The sequence below is a fragment of the Actinoplanes rectilineatus genome (genome assembly GCF_000962825.1).
GTDB lineage: Bacteria > Actinomycetota > Actinomycetes > Mycobacteriales > Micromonosporaceae > Actinoplanes > Actinoplanes rectilineatus.
Window position 1 is genome coordinate 87,409 of sequence record NZ_JZKF01000022.1, and the last position, 18,429, is coordinate 105,837.

Below are 18,429 nucleotides of genomic sequence, written 5' to 3' on the forward strand. Positions count from 1 at the left end.
GCGGTCAACGGCGCATTCGGCAACGTGGGGGTACCCCTGCACGGCCCACCTCAGACGCTGGTAAGCAGGCTGTTTCATCCGAGAGCAGCGCGACAGTCGTCGAGAACGCGGCTCGTCGCGGCCCGAAGTTCGGTGATCGACGGGCCGGCGGAGAGAACTTCGCGTGAGTACGACGGCAACACGTTGTGCAGGCTCTCGCCGAAGACCGCGCGCAGGTCGGCAGGGGTCGCGCCCTGTGCGCCGAGTCCCGGCGCAAGCAACGGGCCGTTAACATTCGCGAGATCATGTCCGGTCTCCCCGATCGTCGCTCCGACGACGAGCCCGAGACTTCCGAGCGGCGTCGCACCCGCGTTGACCTGCGCAATCTCGTCGATCACCGTTTGCGCGACGGTCGCGCCGGACGGCGTGACGGCGTGCTGGACGGCCGGCCCCTCGGGGTTGGAGGTCAACGCCAGGACGAAGACTCCGGCCCCGTTGGCGGCCGCGAGATCGAAGGCCGGCCGCAGAGAACCGACTCCGAGATAAGGACTCACAGTAATCGCGTCAGAGCACAGCGTGCTTGCCGGATCGAGATACGCGGAGGCGTACGCGGCCATCGTCGAGCCGATGTCGCCCCGCTTCACGTCGAGAAGGACAAGAGCTCCGGCTTCTCGGGACTGTCGGATAGTTGACTCAAGAACAGCGATGCCACGTGACCCAAATCTCTCAAAAAACGCGGACTGCGGCTTCAGAACAGCCACCCGATCGGCCAGCGCCTCGACCACCGTTAGGGCGAAGCGTTCCAGGCCGGCGATGTCGTCCGAGAGGCCCCAGCGCGCCAGCAGAGAAGCGTGCGGATCGATGCCCACACAGAGCGGTCCACGCTTCGCCACGGCCGCGTGGAGGCGTTCCCCAAAGGTCTCCATGGTTCTGTCCCCCCAATGGGTAGATGTCAGGCCGCCACCGCCACCGCGGCACGGATGCCGGCGGTGATCCGGGCGATGTCGTCGTCGGCCGCCACGTACGGCGGCATGGTGTAGATCAGGTTCCGGAACGGGCGCAGCCAGACGCCCTCGGCCACGGCCGCCGCGGTGGCCCGCGGAAGATCCACGTCGTGGTCCATCTGGATCACGCCGATCGCGCCCAGGACGCGGACGTCGGCGACTCCTCGCGCCCCGCGCAGCGGCTCCAGGCCGTCCCGCAACGAGCCTTCGATGCGGGGTACGTCCGAACGCCACCCCCCGTCCGCCAGGAGGCCGAGCGAGGCGTTCGCCACCGCACAGGCCAACGGGTTGCCCATGAAGGTCGGCCCGTGCGCCAGGCCGCCCCCCTCGCCCGCGGAGACCGCCTCGGCGACCTCGGTGGTGCACAGGGTGGCCGCCAGGGTCAGGTATCCCCCGGTGAGCGCCTTCCCGAGGCACATGATGTCCGGGCTGACACCGGCGTGCTCCGCCGCGAAGAGCTCCCCGGTCCGGCCGAACCCCGTGGCGATCTCGTCGAAGATCAGGAAGATGCCGTGGGCGGCGGTCGCCTCCCGCAGCACCCGCAGGTACTCCGGATCGTGGAAGCGCATCCCGCCGGCACCCTGCACCACCGGTTCGACGATCACCGCGGCCAGTTCGTCCGCGTGCTCCTCGATCATGGCGGTCAGGGCGGCGGCGTACTCCGGCTCGTACCCCGCAGGAGGCGGAGCCGCGAAGACCTGGACCGGAAGAACCCCGGTCCAGAGGGCATGCATGCCGCCCTCGGGGTCGCAGACACTCATCGGGTGGAAGGTGTCGCCGTGGTAGCCGCCGCGCCAGGTGGCGAGCCGCCGCCGGCCGGGCAGGCCCCGCGCCCGCTGGGCCTGCAGCGCCATCTTGACCGCCACCTCCACGCCGACCGAGCCGGAGTCGCAGAGGAACACGTGCGCAAGTCCCGGCGGCGTGATCTCCACCAGGGTGCGGGCCAGCGTGATCGCCGGTTCGTGGGTGAGCCCGCCGAACATCACGTGGCTCATCCGTCCCGCCTGATCGGTCAGCGCCGCGTCCAGCACCGGGTGGCGGTACCCGTGGATCGCCGCCCACCAGGACGACATCCCGTCGACCACCTCCCGGCCGCCGGACAGCCGCAGGCGCACCCCCTCGGCACTCTCCACCAGGTAGGGCTCGCTGCGCCCCGGCATCGGCCCGTACGGGTGCCAGACGTGGGCGCGGTCGAGCGCGAGCAGATCGCGCCCGGCGGTCATCGGTTCCGGGGAGCCCGGTGCGACCGGATCGGGCGGGCGCCGCGGGCGACCGCCCGGACCAGGTCCGGCCCGCGGTAGATGAACCCGCTGTAGAGCTGCACCAGCGAGGCTCCGGCGTCGAGCATCCGGGCCGCGTCGTCGACCGCCATGATCCCGCCGACCCCGATGATCGGCAGCTTGCCGCCGGTCTCGTCGTGCACGAACTTGACCACCTCGCGGGCCCGCTCGGTCAGCGGCTTGCCGGACAGGCCACCGGCCTCACCGGCCAGCTCCTGGTCCGTCTCGGCCAGACCGTCACGGCCCAGCGTGGTGTTGGTGGCGATCAGGCCGGCCGCGCCGTGCGACAGGCAGACCTCCAGCAGCTCGGCGATGGCCGGCTCGGTCAGGTCCGGGGCGATCTTCACCAGCACCGGCACCGGGCCGGTCAGCGCCTTCAGCAGCCCCGCCAGCGCGTCCTTGTCCTGCAGGGTGCGCAGGCCGGGCGTGTTGGGCGAGGAGACGTTCACCGCGATGTAGTCGGCGTACGGGTGCAGCAGCCGGTAGGACGTCAGGTAGTCCTCGACGGCGTCCTCCAGCGGCGTCACCTTGGACTTGCCGAGCGAGACACCCAGCGGCACCGGCAGCGGCCCCACCTCGGCCAGCCGCTCGGCCAGTGCCGCCGCGCCCTCGTTGTTGAAGCCCATCCGGTTGATGATCGCTTCGCTCTCCCGGAGCCGGAACAGCCGCGGGCGCTCGTTGCCCGGCTGCGGCTTCGCGGTGACCGTGCCGACCTCGACGAACCCGAAGCCGAGCGCCGGCCAGGCCGAGAGCGCGATCCCGTTCTTGTCCATCCCGGCGGCCAGGCCGACCCGGTTCGGGAAGCGGACGCCGAAGACGTCCACCGGGGCGGAGAACGCGTACCGGCTGCGCATCGCGGCCAGCGCCGGCGCGGGCAGCGCGGCGAGGCGCTTCAGCGTCCACTCGTGGGCGTGCTCGGCGTCCCCGCCGCCCAGCCGGAACAGGACCGGCCGGGCGACGTTCGCGAAGAGATTCAAGGGAGTGGGCCTTTCCGTTGGTGCTAGTTGGTGCCCCGGAGGGTCGCGTGCAGCTCCTGCAACGGGCGGACACTCATGTCGCCGTTGCGGAGGGCCTCGATGCCCATCACCGCGGCGGACGCGCCGGGCACGGTGGTGACGCTCGGGACGTCCGCGGTGACGGCGGCGCTGCGGATCTCGTACCCGTCGAGACGGGCGCTGGCACCGGAGCCCTGCGGGGTGTTGATGATCAGCGAGATCTCGCCGGCCAGGATCAGCTCGACGGCGTTGCGCTGTCCCGGGTTCTCGTAGTGCTTCGGGACGATCTCGCACTCGATGCCGTACCGGCGCAGGACCTCGCCGGTGCCGGCCGTGGTGACGATGGTGAAGCCCAGGTCGGCGAGCCGCTTCACCGGGAAGACCATCGCGCGCTTGTCCCGGTTGGCCACCGAGACGAAGACCTTGCCGCTGGTGGGCAGCGAGCCGTACGCCGCCGCCTGCGACTTGGCGAACGCCTGACCGAAGCCGGCGTCGATGCCCATCACCTCGCCGGTCGACTTCATCTCCGGGCTGAGCAGGTTGTCCACGCTCTTGCCGGCCGGGGTGCGGAACCGCTTGAACGGCAGCACCGCCTCCTTGACCGCGATCGGCGCGCCCTCGGGCACCACGCCGCCGTCACCGGTGGGCAGCAGGAGGCCCTCGGCGCGCAGGTCGGCGATGGTCGCCCCGAGCATGATCCGGGCGGCCGCCTTGGCGAGCGGGACGGCCGTGGCCTTGGAGACGAACGGGACCGTCCGCGAGGCGCGCGGGTTGGCCTCCAGCACGTAGAGCGTCTCGTCCTTGAGCGCGTACTGGACGTTCATCAGGCCGCGCACGCCGATGCCCCGGGCCAGCGCCTCGGTGTACCGGCGGACCTCGGCGATGTGGGATGCGGCCAGGGTGATCGGCGGCAGCGTGCAGGCCGAGTCGCCGGAGTGGATGCCGGCCTCCTCGATGTGTTCCATCACGCCGCCGAGGTAGACCTCGCCGTCGGCGTCGCAGAGCGCGTCCACGTCGATCTCGATGGCGTCGTCCAGGAACCGGTCGACGAGCACCGGGTGGTCCGGGGAGATCTCGGTGGCCCGGTCGATGTAGTCCCGCAGCGTCGGCTCGTCGTAGACGATCTCCATGCCGCGGCCGCCGAGCACGTACGACGGGCGGACCAGCACCGGGTAGCCGATGTTGTCGGCGATCGCCTTGGCCTCGGCGAACGAGACGGCGGTGCCGTGGTCCGGCGAGCGCAGGCCGTTCTCGTTCAGCAGGGCGCCGAACAGTCCGCGGTCCTCGGCCAGGTCGATCGACTCGGGCGAGGTGCCGACGATCGGCACACCCGCGGCCTTGAGCCGGTTCGCCAGGCCCAGCGGGGTCTGGCCGCCGAGCTGCACGATCACGCCGATCACGCCGGGGCCGCCGGCCGCCTTGCCGGAGCTGTCCTCGGCGTGGAACACCTCGAGGACGTCCTCGAAGGTGAGCGGTTCGAAGTAGAGCCGGTCCGCGGTGTCGTAGTCGGTGGAGACCGTCTCCGGGTTGCAGTTGATCATCACGGTCTCGTAGTCGGCGCCGCGGAGTGCCATCACCGCGTGCACGCACGAGTAGTCGAACTCGATGCCCTGCCCGATCCGGTTCGGCCCGGAGCCCAGGATGAGCACCTTCGGCCGGTCGCTCGGCGCCACCTCGGTCTCCTCGTCGTACGACGAGTAGTGGTACGGGGTGTCCGCCTGGAACTCGGCCGCGCAGGTGTCCACGGTCTTGTAGACCGGGCGGACCCCGAGGCGGTGGCGCAGCGCGCGGATGCCGTCCTCGCCGGCCAGCTCGGGCCGCAGCGTCGCGAGCTGGCGGTCGGACAGGCCGGACCGCTTCGCCCGGCGCAGCAGCTCCTCGTCCAGGACCGGCGCGGCCAGGATCTCGGCGCGCAGGTCGATCAGCGCCTGGATCTCGTCCAGGAACCACGGGTCGATCCGGCCGCTGGCCTCGTGCACCTGCTCGACGGTCGCGCCGAGCCGCAGCGCCGCCTCGACCGTGTAGAGCCGGCCGTCGTGCGGGGTCCGCAGCGCCTCGAGCGCCTCGTCGACGTCGGTGAAGGTCGGTGCGGTCCAGAAACCGGCGGCCTTGGTCTCCATCGAGCGCATCGCCTTGTTCAGCGCCTCGGCGAAGTTGCGGCCCAGGCTCATCGCCTCGCCGACCGACTTCATCGTGGTGGTGAGTTCCTTGTCCGCGCCGGGGAACTTCTCGAACGCGAACCGCGGGATCTTGACGACCACGTAGTCGAGGGCCGGCTCGAAGGCGGCCGGGGTCTTCAGCGTGATGTCGTTGGGGATCTCGTCCAGGGTGTAGCCGATGGCCAGCTTCGCGGCGATCTTCGCGATCGGGAAGCCGGTGGCCTTCGACGCCAGCGCCGAGGAGCGGGAGACCCGCGGGTTCATCTCGATCACGATCATCCGGCCGTCGTCCGGGTTGATCGCGAACTGGATGTTGCAGCCGCCGGTGTCCACGCCGACCTCGCGGAGCACCGCGATGCCCAGGTCACGCAGCTTTTGATACTCCCGGTCGGTGAGCGTCATGGCCGGGGCCACGGTCACGCTGTCACCGGTGTGCACGCCCATCGGGTCGATGTTCTCGATCGAGCAGACGACCACGACGTTGTCGTGCTTGTCGCGCATCAGCTCGAGCTCGTACTCCTTCCAGCCGAGCACGCTCTCCTCGATGAGCACCTCGGTCACCGGGGAGGCGGCGAGGCCGGAGCCGGCGATGCGCTCCAGGTCCTCGTCGGTGTGCGCCATGCCGGAGCCCAGGCCGCCCATGGTGAACGACGGGCGGACGACGACCGGCAGGCCGATCTCGGCGACGGTCGCGCGGACCTCGTCCATCGAGTGGCAGACCCGCGAGCGCGGCGTCTCACCGCCCGCGAGGGCCACGATGTCCTTGAAGAGCTGACGGTCCTCGCCCTTGCGGATCGCGTCGACGTTCGCGCCGATCAGCTCGACGCCGTACTTCTCCAGGACACCGTTCTCGTGCAGGGCGATCGCGGTGTTCAGCGCGGTCTGGCCACCCAGGGTCGGCAGGATCGCGTCCGGGCGTTCCTTGGCGATGACCAGCTCGACGAACTCCGGGGTGATCGGCTCGACGTAGGTGGCGTCGGCGAACTCCGGGTCGGTCATGATCGTGGCCGGGTTGGAGTTGACCAGCGACACCCGGATGCCCTCGGCCCGCAGGACCTGGCAGGCCTGGGTGCCGGAGTAGTCGAACTCGCAGGCCTGGCCGATGACGATCGGACCGGAACCGATCACCATGATGTGCTTGAGATCTTCACGCTTCGGCATGAGCGTCAGCCCTTCTTTTCCACGAGCTCGACGAACCTGTCGAACAGGTAGTCGGCGTCGTGCGGGCCGGCGGCGGCCTCGGGGTGGTACTGGACGGTGAAGGCGGGCACCTCGATGCCGCGCAGGCCCTCGACCACGTCGTCGTTGAGGCAGACGTGCGAGACCTCGACACCGCCGAAGTCGGTGTCGATCACGGTGTTCAGCGGCGCGTCGACCGCGAAACCGTGGTTGTGGCTGGTCACCTCGACCTTGCCGGTGGTCTTGTCGAGCACCGGCTGGTTGATGCCGCGGTGGCCGTACCCCAGCTTGTAGGTGCCGAAGCCGAGCGCGCGGCCGAGGATCTGGCTGCCGAAGCAGATGCCGAACAGCGGCACCTCACGGCGCATCACCTCACGGGCCAGCGCGACCGGGCCGTCGGCGGTCGCCGGGTCACCCGGGCCGGGCGAGAAGAACACCGCGTCCGGGCTGACCGCGAGCAGGTCCTCGATCGACGAGGAGGCCGGGAAGATGTGCGTGGTGACGCCGCGGGCGGCGAGCCGGCGCGACACGTTGCGCTTGATGCCCAGGTCCAGCGCGGCGACCGTGTACCGGTGCTCGCCCTCGGCCTCGACGGTGTACCGCGACGCGGTGGTGACCTGTGCGGACAGGTCCGCGCCGAGCATCTCCGGCTGGTTTCGCACCTTCGCCAGCAGCGACTGCGGGTCCAGGTCGACCGACGAGACGCCGACCCGCTGAGCGCCGCGTTCGCGCAGGTGGCGGGTGAGCGCGCGGGTGTCGACACCGCTGATCCCGACGATGCCCTCGGTCGCCAGACGCTCGCCCAGGTCGCCCCGCGAACGCCAGTTGGAGGGCCGGCGGGCCGGGTCGCGGACGACGTAGCCGGCGACCCAGATCCGGTCCGACTCGTCGTCCTCGTCGTTGACGCCGGTGTTGCCGATCTGCGGCGCGGTCTGCACCACGACCTGCTTGTGGAACGACGGGTCGGTCAGTGTCTCCTGGTATCCGGTCATGCCGGTGGTGAACACCGCCTCGCCGAACGTCTCCCCGACAGCGCCGTAGGCGGAACCGTGAAATGTGCGCCCGTCTTCGAGCACCAGAATCGCCTTGGTCACTTGACTGCCTTTCCGTCCAGAACCGTGGCCTCGCCCCGCAGGAAGGTCGCGACGATGCGACCCGGCAGCGTGGTGCCGGCATACGGCGTGTTGCGGCTGCGGCTCGCCAGTCCGGCCGGGTCGACGACCCAGCTCACCGACGGGTCCACCAGCGTCAGGTTGGCCGGGGTGCCGGCCTTCGTCAGGTCACCGCCGTGCCCGTCCAGCCCGGCGATGCGGGCCGGCGCGACGGACATCCGGTCGGCGATCAGGTCCCAGTCCTCCCCGAACACACTGAGCACGATCGGCAGCGCGGTCTCCAGGCCCAGCATGCCGGGCCGGGCGTACGCCCACTCGCATTCCTTGTCCTGGACCGCGTGCGGCGCGTGGTCGGTGGCCACCACGTCGATGACCCCGTCCCGCAGTGCCTGGCGGAGGGCTTCGACGTCCTTGCGCGTACGCAACGGCGGGTTGACCTTGAAGACCGGGTCGTAGCCGGCCGCGAGCTCGTCGGTGAGCAGGAGGTGGTGGGGGGTGACCTCGGCGGTCACGCGTACGCCACGCGCCTTGGCCTGGCGCAGCACCTCGACCGAACCGGCGGTGGACACGTGGCAGACGTGCAGGCGGCTGCCGACGTGCTCGGCCAGCAGCACGTCCCGGGCGATGATCGCCTCCTCGGCGACCGCGGGCCAGCCGGTCAGGCCGAGGCGGGTGCTGACCTCGCCCTCGTGCATCTGCGCGCCCTCGGTGAGCCGGGGCTCCTCGGCGTGCTGGGCGATGACACCGTCGAACGCCTTCACGTATTCGAGCGCGCGGCGCATCAGTTTCGGGTCGGCGACGCAGAAGCCGTCGTCGGAGAAGATCCGCACGTTCGCCGCGGAGCTGGCCATCGCGCCGAGCTCGGCCATCTGCTTGCCGGCCAGCCCGACGGTGACCGCGCCGATCGGCTGCACGTCGACCAGTCCGGCCTCGCGGCCGAGTCGCCAGACCTGCTCGACCACGCCGGCGGTGTCGGCGACCGGCGAGGTGTTCGCCATCGCGCAGACCGCGGTGTATCCGCCGAGGGCGGCGGCCCGGGAGCCGGTCTCCACCGTCTCGGCGTCCTCGCGGCCGGGTTCGCGCAGGTGGGTGTGCACGTCGACCAGGCCGGGCAGCGCCACGAGACCGGTCGCGTCGATCACTTCGGCGCCTTCGACCGGTTTGTCGGAGATGACGCCTTCATGAATAAAAAGATCAGCCGGCGCGGCGCCGAGAATCGAGACGCCCTTGAGCAGGTACGCCATCACTTGCCTCCCAGGAGCAGGTAGAGGACGGCCATCCGGACGCTGACGCCGTTGGCGACCTGTTCGACGATCGTGGAACGGGGCGAGTCGGCCACCTCGGGCGCGATCTCCATCCCGCGGTTCATGGGCCCGGGGTGCATGACGATCGCGTGTTCCGGCATCTTGCGGAGCCGAGCGACGTCGAGGCCGTAGCGACGGCTGTACTCACGGGCCGACGGGAAGTACGAGTCCTGCATCCGCTCGGACTGCACGCGCAGCATCATCACCACGTCGCTGTCCGGAACGACCGCGTCCAGGTCGTAGCTGACCTGCGTCTTCTCCGACAGGGCGGCGGCCACGTCCAGGGGGATCAGCGTCGGCGGGCCGACCAGGGTGACCTGCGCGCCGAGCGTGGTGAGCAGCAGGACGTTCGAGCGGGCGACCCGGCTGTGCAGCACGTCCCCGACGATGGCGACCCGCAGGCCGTCGAGACGGCCCATCCGCGAGCGCATCGTGTACGCGTCGAGCAGCGCCTGCGTCGGGTGCTCGTGGGTGCCGTCGCCGGCGTTGACCACCGAGCCGTCCACCCATTCGGCCAGCCGGTGCGGGGCGCCACTGGCCGGGTGCCGGATCACCACGGCGTCGGCGCCCATGGCCTGCAGCGTCAGCGCGGTGTCCTTGAGGCTCTCACCTTTTGAGACACTCGACCCTTTAGCGGAGAAATTGATCACATCCGCGGAGAGGCGCTTGGCGGCCGCCTCGAACGAGATGCGGGTACGCGTGGAGTCCTCGTAGAAGAGGTTCACCACTGTCCGGCCGCGCAGGGCCGGGAGCTTCTTGACCTCGCGGCCACCGGTCAGCGATGCCATCTCACCGGCCGTGTCCAGGATCAACGTGGCGTCGGCGGCATCCAGATCGGCGGCCGAGCGCAGGTGCCGGATCACGAGAGGCCCCCGATCAGCCGGACCTCGTCGCTGCCGTCGACCTCGGTGAGGGTGACCTTGACGCTCTCGGCGAGTGCCGTCGGAATGTTCTTACCGACGTAGTCGGCCCGGATCGGCAGCTGCCGGTGTCCGCGATCGACCAGCACCGCGAGCTGCACCGAACTCGGCCGGCCGATGTCGTTGAGTGCGTCCAGGGCGGCCCGCACGGAGCGTCCGGAGAACAGCACGTCGTCGACCAGGATGACCCGCAGCCCGTCGATGCCCCCGGGCGGCAGCTCGGTCTTGCCGAGCGCGCGGGTGGCACGCATCCGCAGGTCGTCGCGGTACAGCGTGATGTCCAGCGATCCCACCGGCACGTCGACGCCCTCGAAGGCGTGAATCCGGGCGGCGAGCCGGTGCGCGAGCGGGACACCGCGGGTGGGGATGCCGAGAAGCACGGTGCCGGTGGCGCCGGAGGTCTTCTCGAGGATCTGATGAGCGATGCGATCGACGACCCTGTGCAGGTCGGACCCCTCTAAAATGATCTTGCTAGGCGCGTCTGCGCGTGGCTGTGCCACGGCGGACCTCCTTCCCCGCCTCACGGGACGGGTCGTTAAAGGACGTCTGGTCGGGCCCACCCCGGAAACGGGCGACCCGATGGCTGACGCTACGTTACCAGTGGACGCAGCGTTGATTATGGTGACGTGCCTGACTGGAGCAGTCCGGACAATTCCTCGCGACTAGGGATACAGCCGGTTACTTTGGTGCGGCCCGTGCGACTCATCGGTAACCAACACTTGACCGGCGGTCGCAAACTCCGTACCGTCACGCAGCGTAGCGATCCGTGAGGAAAGAACCCTCCGGGCCAGCACAGCACTGGGAGTGTCCGTATGCCGTCTGAGTACGCCAAGTCGCTGGGCGCTCGCCTGCGCTCCATCCGCCAGCAGCAGGGCCTGTCCCTGCAGGGCGTCGAAGAGAAGTCCAACGGCCGCTGGAAAGCAGTGGTCGTGGGCTCGTACGAGCGCGGCGACCGTGCCGTGACCGTCTCGCGCCTGGCCGAGCTGGCCGACTTCTACCGCGTCCCCGTCTCCGAGCTGCTGCCCGACGGCAGTGGCATCCGCCTGGAGGCGACCAACAAGATCGTCCTGGATCTCGAGAAGCTCTACGACACCACCGGCGAGGACCTCGCATACGTGGCTCGTTACGCGCGAGCCATCCAGCAGCAGCGCGGTGACTACAACGGCCGGGTCCTCTCGATCCGCGCCGACGATCTGCGCGCGCTCGCCATCGTGTACGACATCTCGCCGTCCGGCCTCATCGAGCGCCTGACCGAGCAGGGCGTCCTGGTGGCCGACCCCCGGGCGTTCTTCGCCAGCTGAGCACCGTCACCCGAGCCCGCGTCGCGCTGCGACGCGGGCTTTCGTGTGTCCATCAGCCGGTAACCACTTCGATAAGTTACTGACCGGTTTTCTTTGATCGTGTGGACTTCCGACGCCGGACCACCACGAAACTCACAACAACGCGCAGGATCGGCAATCATCGTCGTCTTATCGGCCTCAGACGGCCGTGTGCCGCTTTTCGGCCCCCGACGGTAACCTCGGTCACCCTCCGCGCACCCGCTTCTCCAGGAGCCCTCCTGCGAGCGATCTTGGAAAAGGCCAGACATCAAGAACGGCCCGGACTCCAAGAGTCCGGGCCGTCGTGAAGCACTTGTCACCGCGTGGCGAACGCCGCGATCCGGTCCAGCAGACCGTTCAGGAAACGCGGACTGTCATCCGTCGACATCTCCTTCGCCAGCTCGACCGCCTCGGTGATCGCCACCGGGTCGTCGACCTCCGGCACGAACAACAGTTCGTAGACCGCGATCCGGGCGAGGTTCCGATCCACCGCCGGCATCCGGTCGATCGTCCAGCCCTCCGCGTAACTCGCGATCAGCTCATCGATCCGGTTCAGATGCTGAGCGACCCCCTCGATCAGGGTGATCGCATAAGCGAGATGCTCGGGGTGCGGCTTCGCAATCCGATCCAGGTAGGTGACCAGAACCTGACTCGGCGGCAGATCACGCAGGTCGGCCTCGAAGAGGACGTCGAGTGCTCGCTTACGCGCCTTGCGACGCGCGAGCCGTTCCTTCTTGGGACCTTCCGCCATCAGCTGCGGCCGAGGTAGCGGCCGTCGCGGGTGTCGACCTTGATCTTCTCGCCGGTGGTGATGAAGAGCGGGACCTGAACGGTCGCGCCGGTCTCGATGGTCGCCGGCTTGGTGCCGCCGGTCGAACGGTCACCCTGCAGACCCGGCTCGGTGTAGGTGACCTCGAGGAACACGCTGGTCGGCAGCTCGATGTAGAGCGGCACACCCTCGTGCGTGGCGACCGTGGCCTCCGCCTCGGGCAGCAGGTAGTTGGCGTTCTCCCCGACGGTGCCGCCGGAGACCGGAATCTGGTCGAACGTGTCCAGATCCATGAAGATGAAGTCTTCGCCGTCTTTGTACAGGTATTGCATCGTGCGCTTGTCCACGGTCGCCGTCTCGACCTTGGTGCCGGCGTTGAACGTCTTGTCGACGACCTTGCCGGACAGGACATGCTTCAGCGTCGTGCGCACGAAGGCCGGACCCTTACCGGGCTTGACGTGCTGGAACTCCACGACGGTCCACAGCTCTCCGTCGAGATTGAGAACCAGGCCGTTCTTCAGGTCGTTGGTGGAAGCCATGTCCTGCCTTGGTTTTGATGCGTATCGGTGACCGAACGAGTCTACCGGCGTGAACCCCTCCGGAGCGAACCGGGTCTACCTGGCGATGTGCTCCAGCGCCAACCGGTAACCGTCGAAGCCCAGGCCGGCGATCACGCCGGTGGCCACCGCGGAGATCACCGATCGATGCCGGAACTCCTCCCGGGCGTGCACGTTCGAGATGTGCACCTCCACCAGTTTGCCCCGCAACATCGCGCAGGCATCCCGAACCGCATAGTTGTAGTGCGTCCAGGCGCCCGGATTGAGCACCACGTCGGCGCCCTCGTCGGCGGCCTGGTAGAGCCACTCGAGCATCTCGTGCTCGGCGTTCGTCTGCCGCACCTCGACCGTGACACCCAGGTCGTCGGCGACGGTCTGGCACAGGTCGGCGAGGTCCTGGTACGTCGCCGAGCCGTACACCCCCGGCTCCCGCAGGCCCAGCCGGCCCAGGTTCGGCCCGTTCAGCACGTAGATCATCGCGCCACCGCCGTTTCCGGCCCACTCGCCACACGGGTCATCGCGCCACCGCCGCGTACGCCCGCTTCAACAGCTCCTCGTCCGGCCCGGCCAGGATGCCCGGCTTCGCCAGGCCGTCCAGGACCACGAACCGCAAGGTCGCCGCCCGCGCCTTCTTGTCGACGCGCATCGCGGGCAGGAGATCGGTCCAGGCTTCTTCCGGGTACGCCGTGGGCAGCCCCAACGACTCCAGCACCGTCCGATGCCGGTCCGCCGTGGCGTCGTCCAGCCGTCCGGTGAGCCGGCCCAGCTCCGCGGCGAAGATCAACCCGACCGCGATCGCGTTGCCGTGCCGCCACGTGTACTTCTCGCGGCGCTCGATCGCGTGACCCAGCGTGTGCCCGTAGTTCAGGATCTCCCGCAGCCCGGACTCCTCGAGGTCGACACCGACCACGTCCGCCTTCACCTGGATCTTGCGGACGACCAGCTCACGCAGCACGTCCGACCGTGGGTCCAGGGCCTGCGCGGGATCCGCCTCGATCAGCTCCAGGATCCGCGGGTCGGCGATGAACCCGCCCTTGGCCACCTCGGCCATTCCCGCCGCGATGTCCTGCGCCGGCAGCGTGTCCAGGGCGTCCAGGTCGCAGATCACCCCGGCCGGCGGGTGGAACGCACCGACCAGGTTCTTGCCCGCGCCGATGTTCACCGCGGTCTTGCCGCCGACCGCGGCGTCGACCATGCCCGCCACCGACGTCGACACCGGCACCCAGCGCACCCCGCGCAGCCAGGCCGCCGCGACGTAACCGGCCAGGTCGGTGGTGGCCCCACCGCCGACACCGACCACCACATCGGTACGCGTGAAACCGGCCTCGCCCAGCGCATCCCAGCAGCGGGCCGCCACCTCGACGGTCTTGCCCGCCTCGGCGTCCGGCACCTCGATCGGCACCACCGTCGCCACCCCGGCCGCGTCGGCGACGGCTCGCGCCCGATCCCGCAGCGTCGGCGGATGGATCACCGCCACCCGGGCCGCGCCGTCGATCATCTCGGGCAGTTCGCCCGCCAGCCCACGCCCGACGACCACCTCGTAAGGCCGGTCGCCCGTCACCGGAATCCGCGTCACCACGGCCGTACCCTATCCGCGCCTTTCCGTCCCCGGTGTCCCACCCGCCGCGGGTTCCACCTCGTGGATCGCTTGAAAAGGGTCCGTCAGGCCGTGAGGAGGCCCGGCGGCCGTCCCCACACGGATGCGACCGACTCCTCGTCCTGCGGCAATCAGGAGCGGAGCAGGGCTGCCACCTCGGGAGCGATCTCCTCGGGAGCCCGGCCGTCGGTCGGGATCACGTGGGTCGCCACCTCCAGGTACAGCGGGCGCCTCTGCTCCAGCAGGTGCTTGAGTGTCGCCCGCGGGTTCAGGGCCAGCAACGGACGGCCCGCTCCCAGCCCCACCCGCTTGAGCGCGTCCGTCAGCTCCACCGACAGGTAGACGACCGTCTGGTCGGCGAGGAGTTTGCGCGTACCCTCGTCGAGGATCGCTCCGCCGCCCAGCGCGAGCACGCCCTCGAAGGTCTCCAGGCAGCTTGCCACGGTGGTCCGCTCGCGGGCGCGGAACGCCGCCTCGCCGTCCTCGACGAAGATCTCCGGGATGGGCTTGCCCACCTCGGCCTCGATGATCAGGTCGGTGTCGGCGAAGGGGACGCCGAGGATCTGGGCCACCGACTGGCCGACGGTCGTCTTGCCGGCGCCCATCACGCCGACCAGGACGGCGACCGGGGCCATCAGCGGAAGACCAGGTTCGACAGGTAGGAGTCGAGGTTGCGGCGGATCTCGGCGACCGAGTCGCCGCCGAACTTCTCGGTGGCGGCTTCGGCGAGGACCAGGGCGACCATCGCCTCGGCGACGACGGCGCCGGCCGGGACCGCGCAGACGTCGGAACGCTGGTTGATCGCGGTGGTGGCCTCACCGGTGGTGATGTCGACGGTCTGCAGGGCCCGGTTCAGCGAGGAGATCGGCTTGAGGGCGGCGCGGACGCGCAGCGGCTCGCCGTTGGTGATGCCGCCTTCCAGGCCGCCGGCCCGGTCGGTGATGCGCTTGACGCCGTCGGGGCCGGGGACGATCTCGTCGTGGGCGACCGAGCCGCGCGAGCGGGCCTGGGTGAAGCCGTCGCCGATCTCGACGCCCTTGACCGACTGGATGGACATCAGGGCGGTCGCCAGGCGGGCGTCGAGCTTGCGGTCCCACTGGACGTGCGAGCCGAGGCCGGGCGGGACCTGGTAGGCGAGGACCTCGACGATGCCGCCGAGGGTGTCGGCGTCCTTCTTCGCGGCGTCGACCTCGGCGACCATGCGGGCGCTGGCCTCCGGGTCGAGGCAGCGCAGCGGGTCGGCGTCGATGCGGTCGAAGTCGTCGGGTGTGGGGACCAGGCCGGTCTTGGCGGCCACCGAACCGAGTTCGATGACGTGCGAGACGATCTCGATGCCGAGTGCCTGGCGGATCAGCTGTTTGGCGACGACGCCGACGGCGACGCGGGCCGCGGTCTCCCGGGCACTGGCGCGCTCCAGGATCGGGCGGGCGTCGGTGTGGCCGTATTTCTGCATGCCGGCCAGATCGGCGTGACCGGGGCGGGGCCGGGTCAGCGGCGCGTTGCGCGACTGGGCGGCGAGGAGTTCCGGGTCGACCGGGTCGGCGGCCATCACCGTCTGCCACTTGGGCCATTCGGTGTTGCCGACGCGGATGGCGACCGGGCTGCCGAGGGTGCGGCCGTGCCGGACGCCACCGATGATCTCGATTTCGTCCTGCTCGAACTTCATCCGGGCGCCACGACCGTAGCCGAGACGACGGCGCACGAGATCACGGGTGATGTCCTCGCTCGTCACCTCGATCCCGGCGGGAACGCCTTCCATCAGCGCGACGAGCGCCGGTCCGTGAGATTCACCTGCGGTTAGCCAGCGCAACACGCGCCCAGTCTCCCACGCCCCGCCGGCCTCCCGGCATACGGTCACCCTCGTCCCGCCCAGCGGACCATTCATCGGGTACGAGCTACCGGCGTCCCGGAGCTACCAGCGCGGCCTCTCACCGCGGTGCGAGGCCGTGACGCGGCTCCGGCAGCGTGGTGACTTCAGCAGCGGCACGCCGGAAGTCACCACGCCCGGGGTTCCTCAGTCGATGAACTGGGTGCGCTTGCGGACGGCCTCGTCGAGGGCGGTCCGCATCGCCTCCTGCGGCGCCGAGCGTACCCCGGTGAACTGCTCGAACTGGCTGAGCGCCTGGGCGATCAACAGGTCGAGCCCGGACACGACCGACACGCCCGACTTCATCGCCGACGCCGCCAGTGCGGTCGGCCACGGGTCGTAGAGCGCGTCGAACAGCACCGACCCCGGCCGCCACTTGATCTTGTCGGCGAGTTCGTCGGAGGCACCCTTGGGCACGGTGGCCACGACCGCGTCGGCGTCGAAGGCCGGCACGGCGTCGGCCCAGTTCACGCCCTCGAAGCCGAGGTTCAGCGTGGCGGCGACCTTGGCCAGTTCCAGGCGGGCGTCGGGCCGCCGGGTCACCACGGTCACGCTCTCCGCGCCGAGGTCGGCCGCGGCCGCGATGGCTGCCCGGGCGGTGCCGCCGCCGCCCAGAATGGTGATCTTCGGGGGTTCCTCGGTGGACGCCTTGGCGGCGTGCCGGCCGACGCTGATGCCCAGGCCGGCCTCCCGCAGCACGTGCACCATGCCCGGGATGTCGGTGTTGTCGGCGTGCCATGTCCCGTCGGGCTGGCGGACCAGCGTGTTGGCGACACCGGCGGCGACCGCGGCGGGCGTCGCCTGGGTGGCCACTCGCAGGGCCACTTCCTTGAGCGGCATGGTGAGCGACAAACCGGCCCATTCCGGTCCGAGACCCGCCACCAGGTCGGGAAGCTCGGACTCGGCGCACTCGATCGCCTCGTACGTCCATCCGGAGAGCCCGCTCGCGGCGAACCCGGCTTGGTGGATCACCGGGGACAGCGAGTGGGCGATCGGCTTACCGCACACCGCGGCCTTACGGCCGGAAGTCGGATTCTCGTCTTGGCTCTGCACGCGCTCACTCTACGGAATGGGAAATCGGGACCAACCGACTGTCACTCGTTGCAGAGAGGTACGCCGTTGGCACAGGCCTTGACGACATTCCGGTTGTGTTCCTCGTTGGTGACCGCGAATGCGGACCGTCCGCTCTTGTCGATGGCGACGAAGAACAACCAGGGTCCCGGGGTCGGCTTGAGCGCTCCCTGCAGCGCCGCCCGGCCAGGGTTGTTGATCGGCCCGACCGGCAGCCCGACCTTGTTCTCGGTGTTGTACGGGTTCTTCGGGTCGGTCATCTCGGCGGTGGTGAGCTTGCCGGAGTGCTTGCCGTCCTTGCCGTTCAGTTGCAGCCAGTAGTTCGTCGTCACGTCGAACTGGAGCGGGATCTTCTCCTTGTACGCCCGGTTGTACGCGACCCGGGAGATCTTGGGCAGGTCGCCCGCGATGCCGGCCTCGGCCTGGGACAGCGACGCCGTGATCAGCGCCTCGTACGGCGAGATCGAAAGGTTCTTCTGCGCATCATCCGCGAATCCGAGCTCACCGGTCACGGTGAGGAAGTGCTCGATCATGGTGCTCAGGATCTGCGGAGCGGTCGCCTTGGGGTCGAACTCGTAGGTGTCCGGGAAGAGGAAACCCTCGAGGCTCTTGGCCACCGGCCTGCCGTCGGTCCGTTTGAACCACCAGTCCGGGACGCCCAGGCCCTCCGGGTCCTTCGCCGCCTCCTGAAAGTCGGCCACCGGGATTCCGGTCGTCTTGGCCAGCATGGCGTAGACCTGTTTGGCGGTCCAGCCCTCCGGGATCGTCACGCCCTTGCTCACCCGGGCCGCCGGGTCGAGCATCAGGGACAGGGCCGCCGCGCCGGACATCTGGCTGCGCAGGTTGAAGGTGCCGGACTGGATGTTCTTGCTCTTCGGCTCGGCCTCGGCCGCGTCCAGGAACGCCTTGGTGCTCTTGATGACGTCCGCCTCGACCAGCACGTTGCCGATCTCGGTGAGCGACGCGCTCTTGGGGATGGACACCTCGACCACGCCGGTGCCGGGACCGCTGTAGTCCGCGGCGACGAAGAAGCTCTTGACCTTGGTGTATCCGAAGTAGACGCCGCCACCCAGCGACGCGAGCAGCAGGAAGGTCATCACGAACGCCACAGCGGTGCGGCCGCGCCCCTTGTCGTTCCGGCGCGCCCGCCCGGCTCTTCCCTGCTCGGCATCCTCTTCGAACGCCACATCCAGTTCGTCGATCATGTCGTTCGCCTCCGCTGTACGCCGGCCGGCTCCGAAGACCCCTCTGGGATGCCCCGATAACCGCGGTCGACACCCTCCCGTCAGCCAGGACGTTCTCCTGGCACTGACGGGC

Annotated in this window: 17 protein-coding genes; 1 reads left to right on the forward strand and 16 read right to left on the reverse strand. The window is 69.7% G+C overall.

Annotated features, from left to right (window positions below; translation table 11 throughout):
* Window positions 1-74: 74 nt before the first annotated feature.
* The 8 genes from pyrF to pyrR are packed head-to-tail and all read right to left on the reverse strand — an operon-like array spanning window position 75 to window position 10,432.
* Window positions 75-905 carry an orotidine-5'-phosphate decarboxylase gene (pyrF, locus tag WH85_RS18705; protein WP_045743185.1) on the reverse strand — a complete coding sequence of 277 codons (831 nt, stop codon included), beginning with the start codon at window positions 903-905 and terminating at the stop codon, window positions 75-77.
* A 26-nt stretch (window positions 906-931) separates the two neighbouring features.
* Window positions 932-2,206, reverse strand: coding sequence for an adenosylmethionine--8-amino-7-oxononanoate transaminase (locus tag WH85_RS18710; protein ID WP_045743186.1), 1,275 nt, complete (start codon window positions 2,204-2,206; stop codon window positions 932-934).
* The gene (locus WH85_RS18715; RefSeq protein WP_045743187.1) at window positions 2,203-3,240 is read right to left on the reverse strand and encodes a quinone-dependent dihydroorotate dehydrogenase; all 1,038 of its coding nucleotides are present in this window, start codon (window positions 3,238-3,240) and stop codon (window positions 2,203-2,205) included. The genes WH85_RS18710 and WH85_RS18715 overlap by 4 nt, the downstream gene beginning before the upstream one ends.
* Window positions 3,241-3,263: 23 nt before the next feature.
* Window positions 3,264-6,578 carry a carbamoyl-phosphate synthase large subunit gene (gene carB, locus WH85_RS18720; protein WP_045743188.1) on the reverse strand — a complete coding sequence of 1,105 codons (3,315 nt, stop codon included), beginning with the start codon at window positions 6,576-6,578 and terminating at the stop codon, window positions 3,264-3,266.
* Window positions 6,579-6,583: 5 nt separating this feature from the next.
* Window positions 6,584-7,690, reverse strand: a complete 1,107-nt coding sequence (carA, locus tag WH85_RS18725; protein WP_045743189.1) for a glutamine-hydrolyzing carbamoyl-phosphate synthase small subunit — start codon at window positions 7,688-7,690, stop codon at window positions 6,584-6,586.
* Window positions 7,687-8,955, reverse strand: coding sequence for a dihydroorotase (locus WH85_RS18730; protein ID WP_045743190.1), 1,269 nt, complete (start codon window positions 8,953-8,955; stop codon window positions 7,687-7,689). The genes carA and WH85_RS18730 overlap by 4 nt, the downstream gene beginning before the upstream one ends.
* Window positions 8,952-9,875, reverse strand: a complete 924-nt coding sequence (locus tag WH85_RS18735) for an aspartate carbamoyltransferase catalytic subunit (RefSeq protein ID WP_045743191.1) — start codon at window positions 9,873-9,875, stop codon at window positions 8,952-8,954. Before WH85_RS18735 ends, WH85_RS18730 begins: the two co-directional genes overlap by 4 nt.
* Window positions 9,872-10,432 (reverse strand): bifunctional pyr operon transcriptional regulator/uracil phosphoribosyltransferase PyrR, encoded by a 561-nt coding sequence (gene pyrR / locus WH85_RS18740; RefSeq protein WP_045743192.1) that lies wholly within the window; start codon window positions 10,430-10,432, stop codon window positions 9,872-9,874. The genes WH85_RS18735 and pyrR overlap by 4 nt, the downstream gene beginning before the upstream one ends.
* A gap of 312 nt (window positions 10,433-10,744) precedes the next feature.
* Here pyrR and bldD point away from each other — a divergent pair, with 312 nt between their 5' ends.
* Complete coding sequence (gene bldD, locus WH85_RS18745; protein ID WP_014446326.1) at window positions 10,745-11,233, forward strand: transcriptional regulator BldD; 489 nt, start codon at window positions 10,745-10,747, stop codon at window positions 11,231-11,233.
* 334 nt (window positions 11,234-11,567) lie between these two features.
* Here bldD and nusB read toward each other — a convergent pair whose 3' ends face one another.
* The 8 genes from nusB to mltG form a co-directional block, all read right to left on the reverse strand.
* The gene (gene nusB / locus WH85_RS18750) at window positions 11,568-12,002 is read right to left on the reverse strand and encodes a transcription antitermination factor NusB (protein ID WP_045743193.1); all 435 of its coding nucleotides are present in this window, start codon (window positions 12,000-12,002) and stop codon (window positions 11,568-11,570) included.
* Entirely contained in the window at window positions 12,002-12,559 is a 558-nt protein-coding gene (gene efp / locus WH85_RS18755) for an elongation factor P (RefSeq protein WP_045743194.1), read from the reverse strand. The genes nusB and efp overlap by 1 nt, the downstream gene beginning before the upstream one ends.
* Before the next feature lie 75 nt (window positions 12,560-12,634).
* Entirely contained in the window at window positions 12,635-13,054 is a 420-nt protein-coding gene (aroQ, locus tag WH85_RS18760) for a type II 3-dehydroquinate dehydratase (RefSeq protein WP_045743195.1), read from the reverse strand.
* A 37-nt stretch (window positions 13,055-13,091) separates the two neighbouring features.
* On the reverse strand, window positions 13,092-14,156 hold the full coding sequence (gene aroB, locus WH85_RS18765) for a 3-dehydroquinate synthase (protein WP_045743196.1): 1,065 nt from the start codon (window positions 14,154-14,156) through the stop codon (window positions 13,092-13,094).
* Window positions 14,157-14,305: 149 nt separating this feature from the next.
* Window positions 14,306-14,809, reverse strand: a complete 504-nt coding sequence (locus WH85_RS18770) for a shikimate kinase (RefSeq protein WP_045743197.1) — start codon at window positions 14,807-14,809, stop codon at window positions 14,306-14,308.
* Complete coding sequence (gene aroC / locus WH85_RS18775; protein WP_045743198.1) at window positions 14,809-15,987, reverse strand: chorismate synthase; 1,179 nt, start codon at window positions 15,985-15,987, stop codon at window positions 14,809-14,811. Before aroC ends, WH85_RS18770 begins: the two co-directional genes overlap by 1 nt.
* A 201-nt stretch (window positions 15,988-16,188) precedes the next feature.
* Window positions 16,189-17,094, reverse strand: a complete 906-nt coding sequence (locus WH85_RS18780) for a shikimate dehydrogenase (RefSeq protein ID WP_083449087.1) — start codon at window positions 17,092-17,094, stop codon at window positions 16,189-16,191.
* A gap of 41 nt (window positions 17,095-17,135) precedes the next feature.
* Window positions 17,136-18,317, reverse strand: coding sequence for an endolytic transglycosylase MltG (gene mltG, locus WH85_RS18785; RefSeq protein ID WP_045743200.1), 1,182 nt, complete (start codon window positions 18,315-18,317; stop codon window positions 17,136-17,138).
* Window positions 18,318-18,429 lie beyond the last annotated feature (112 nt).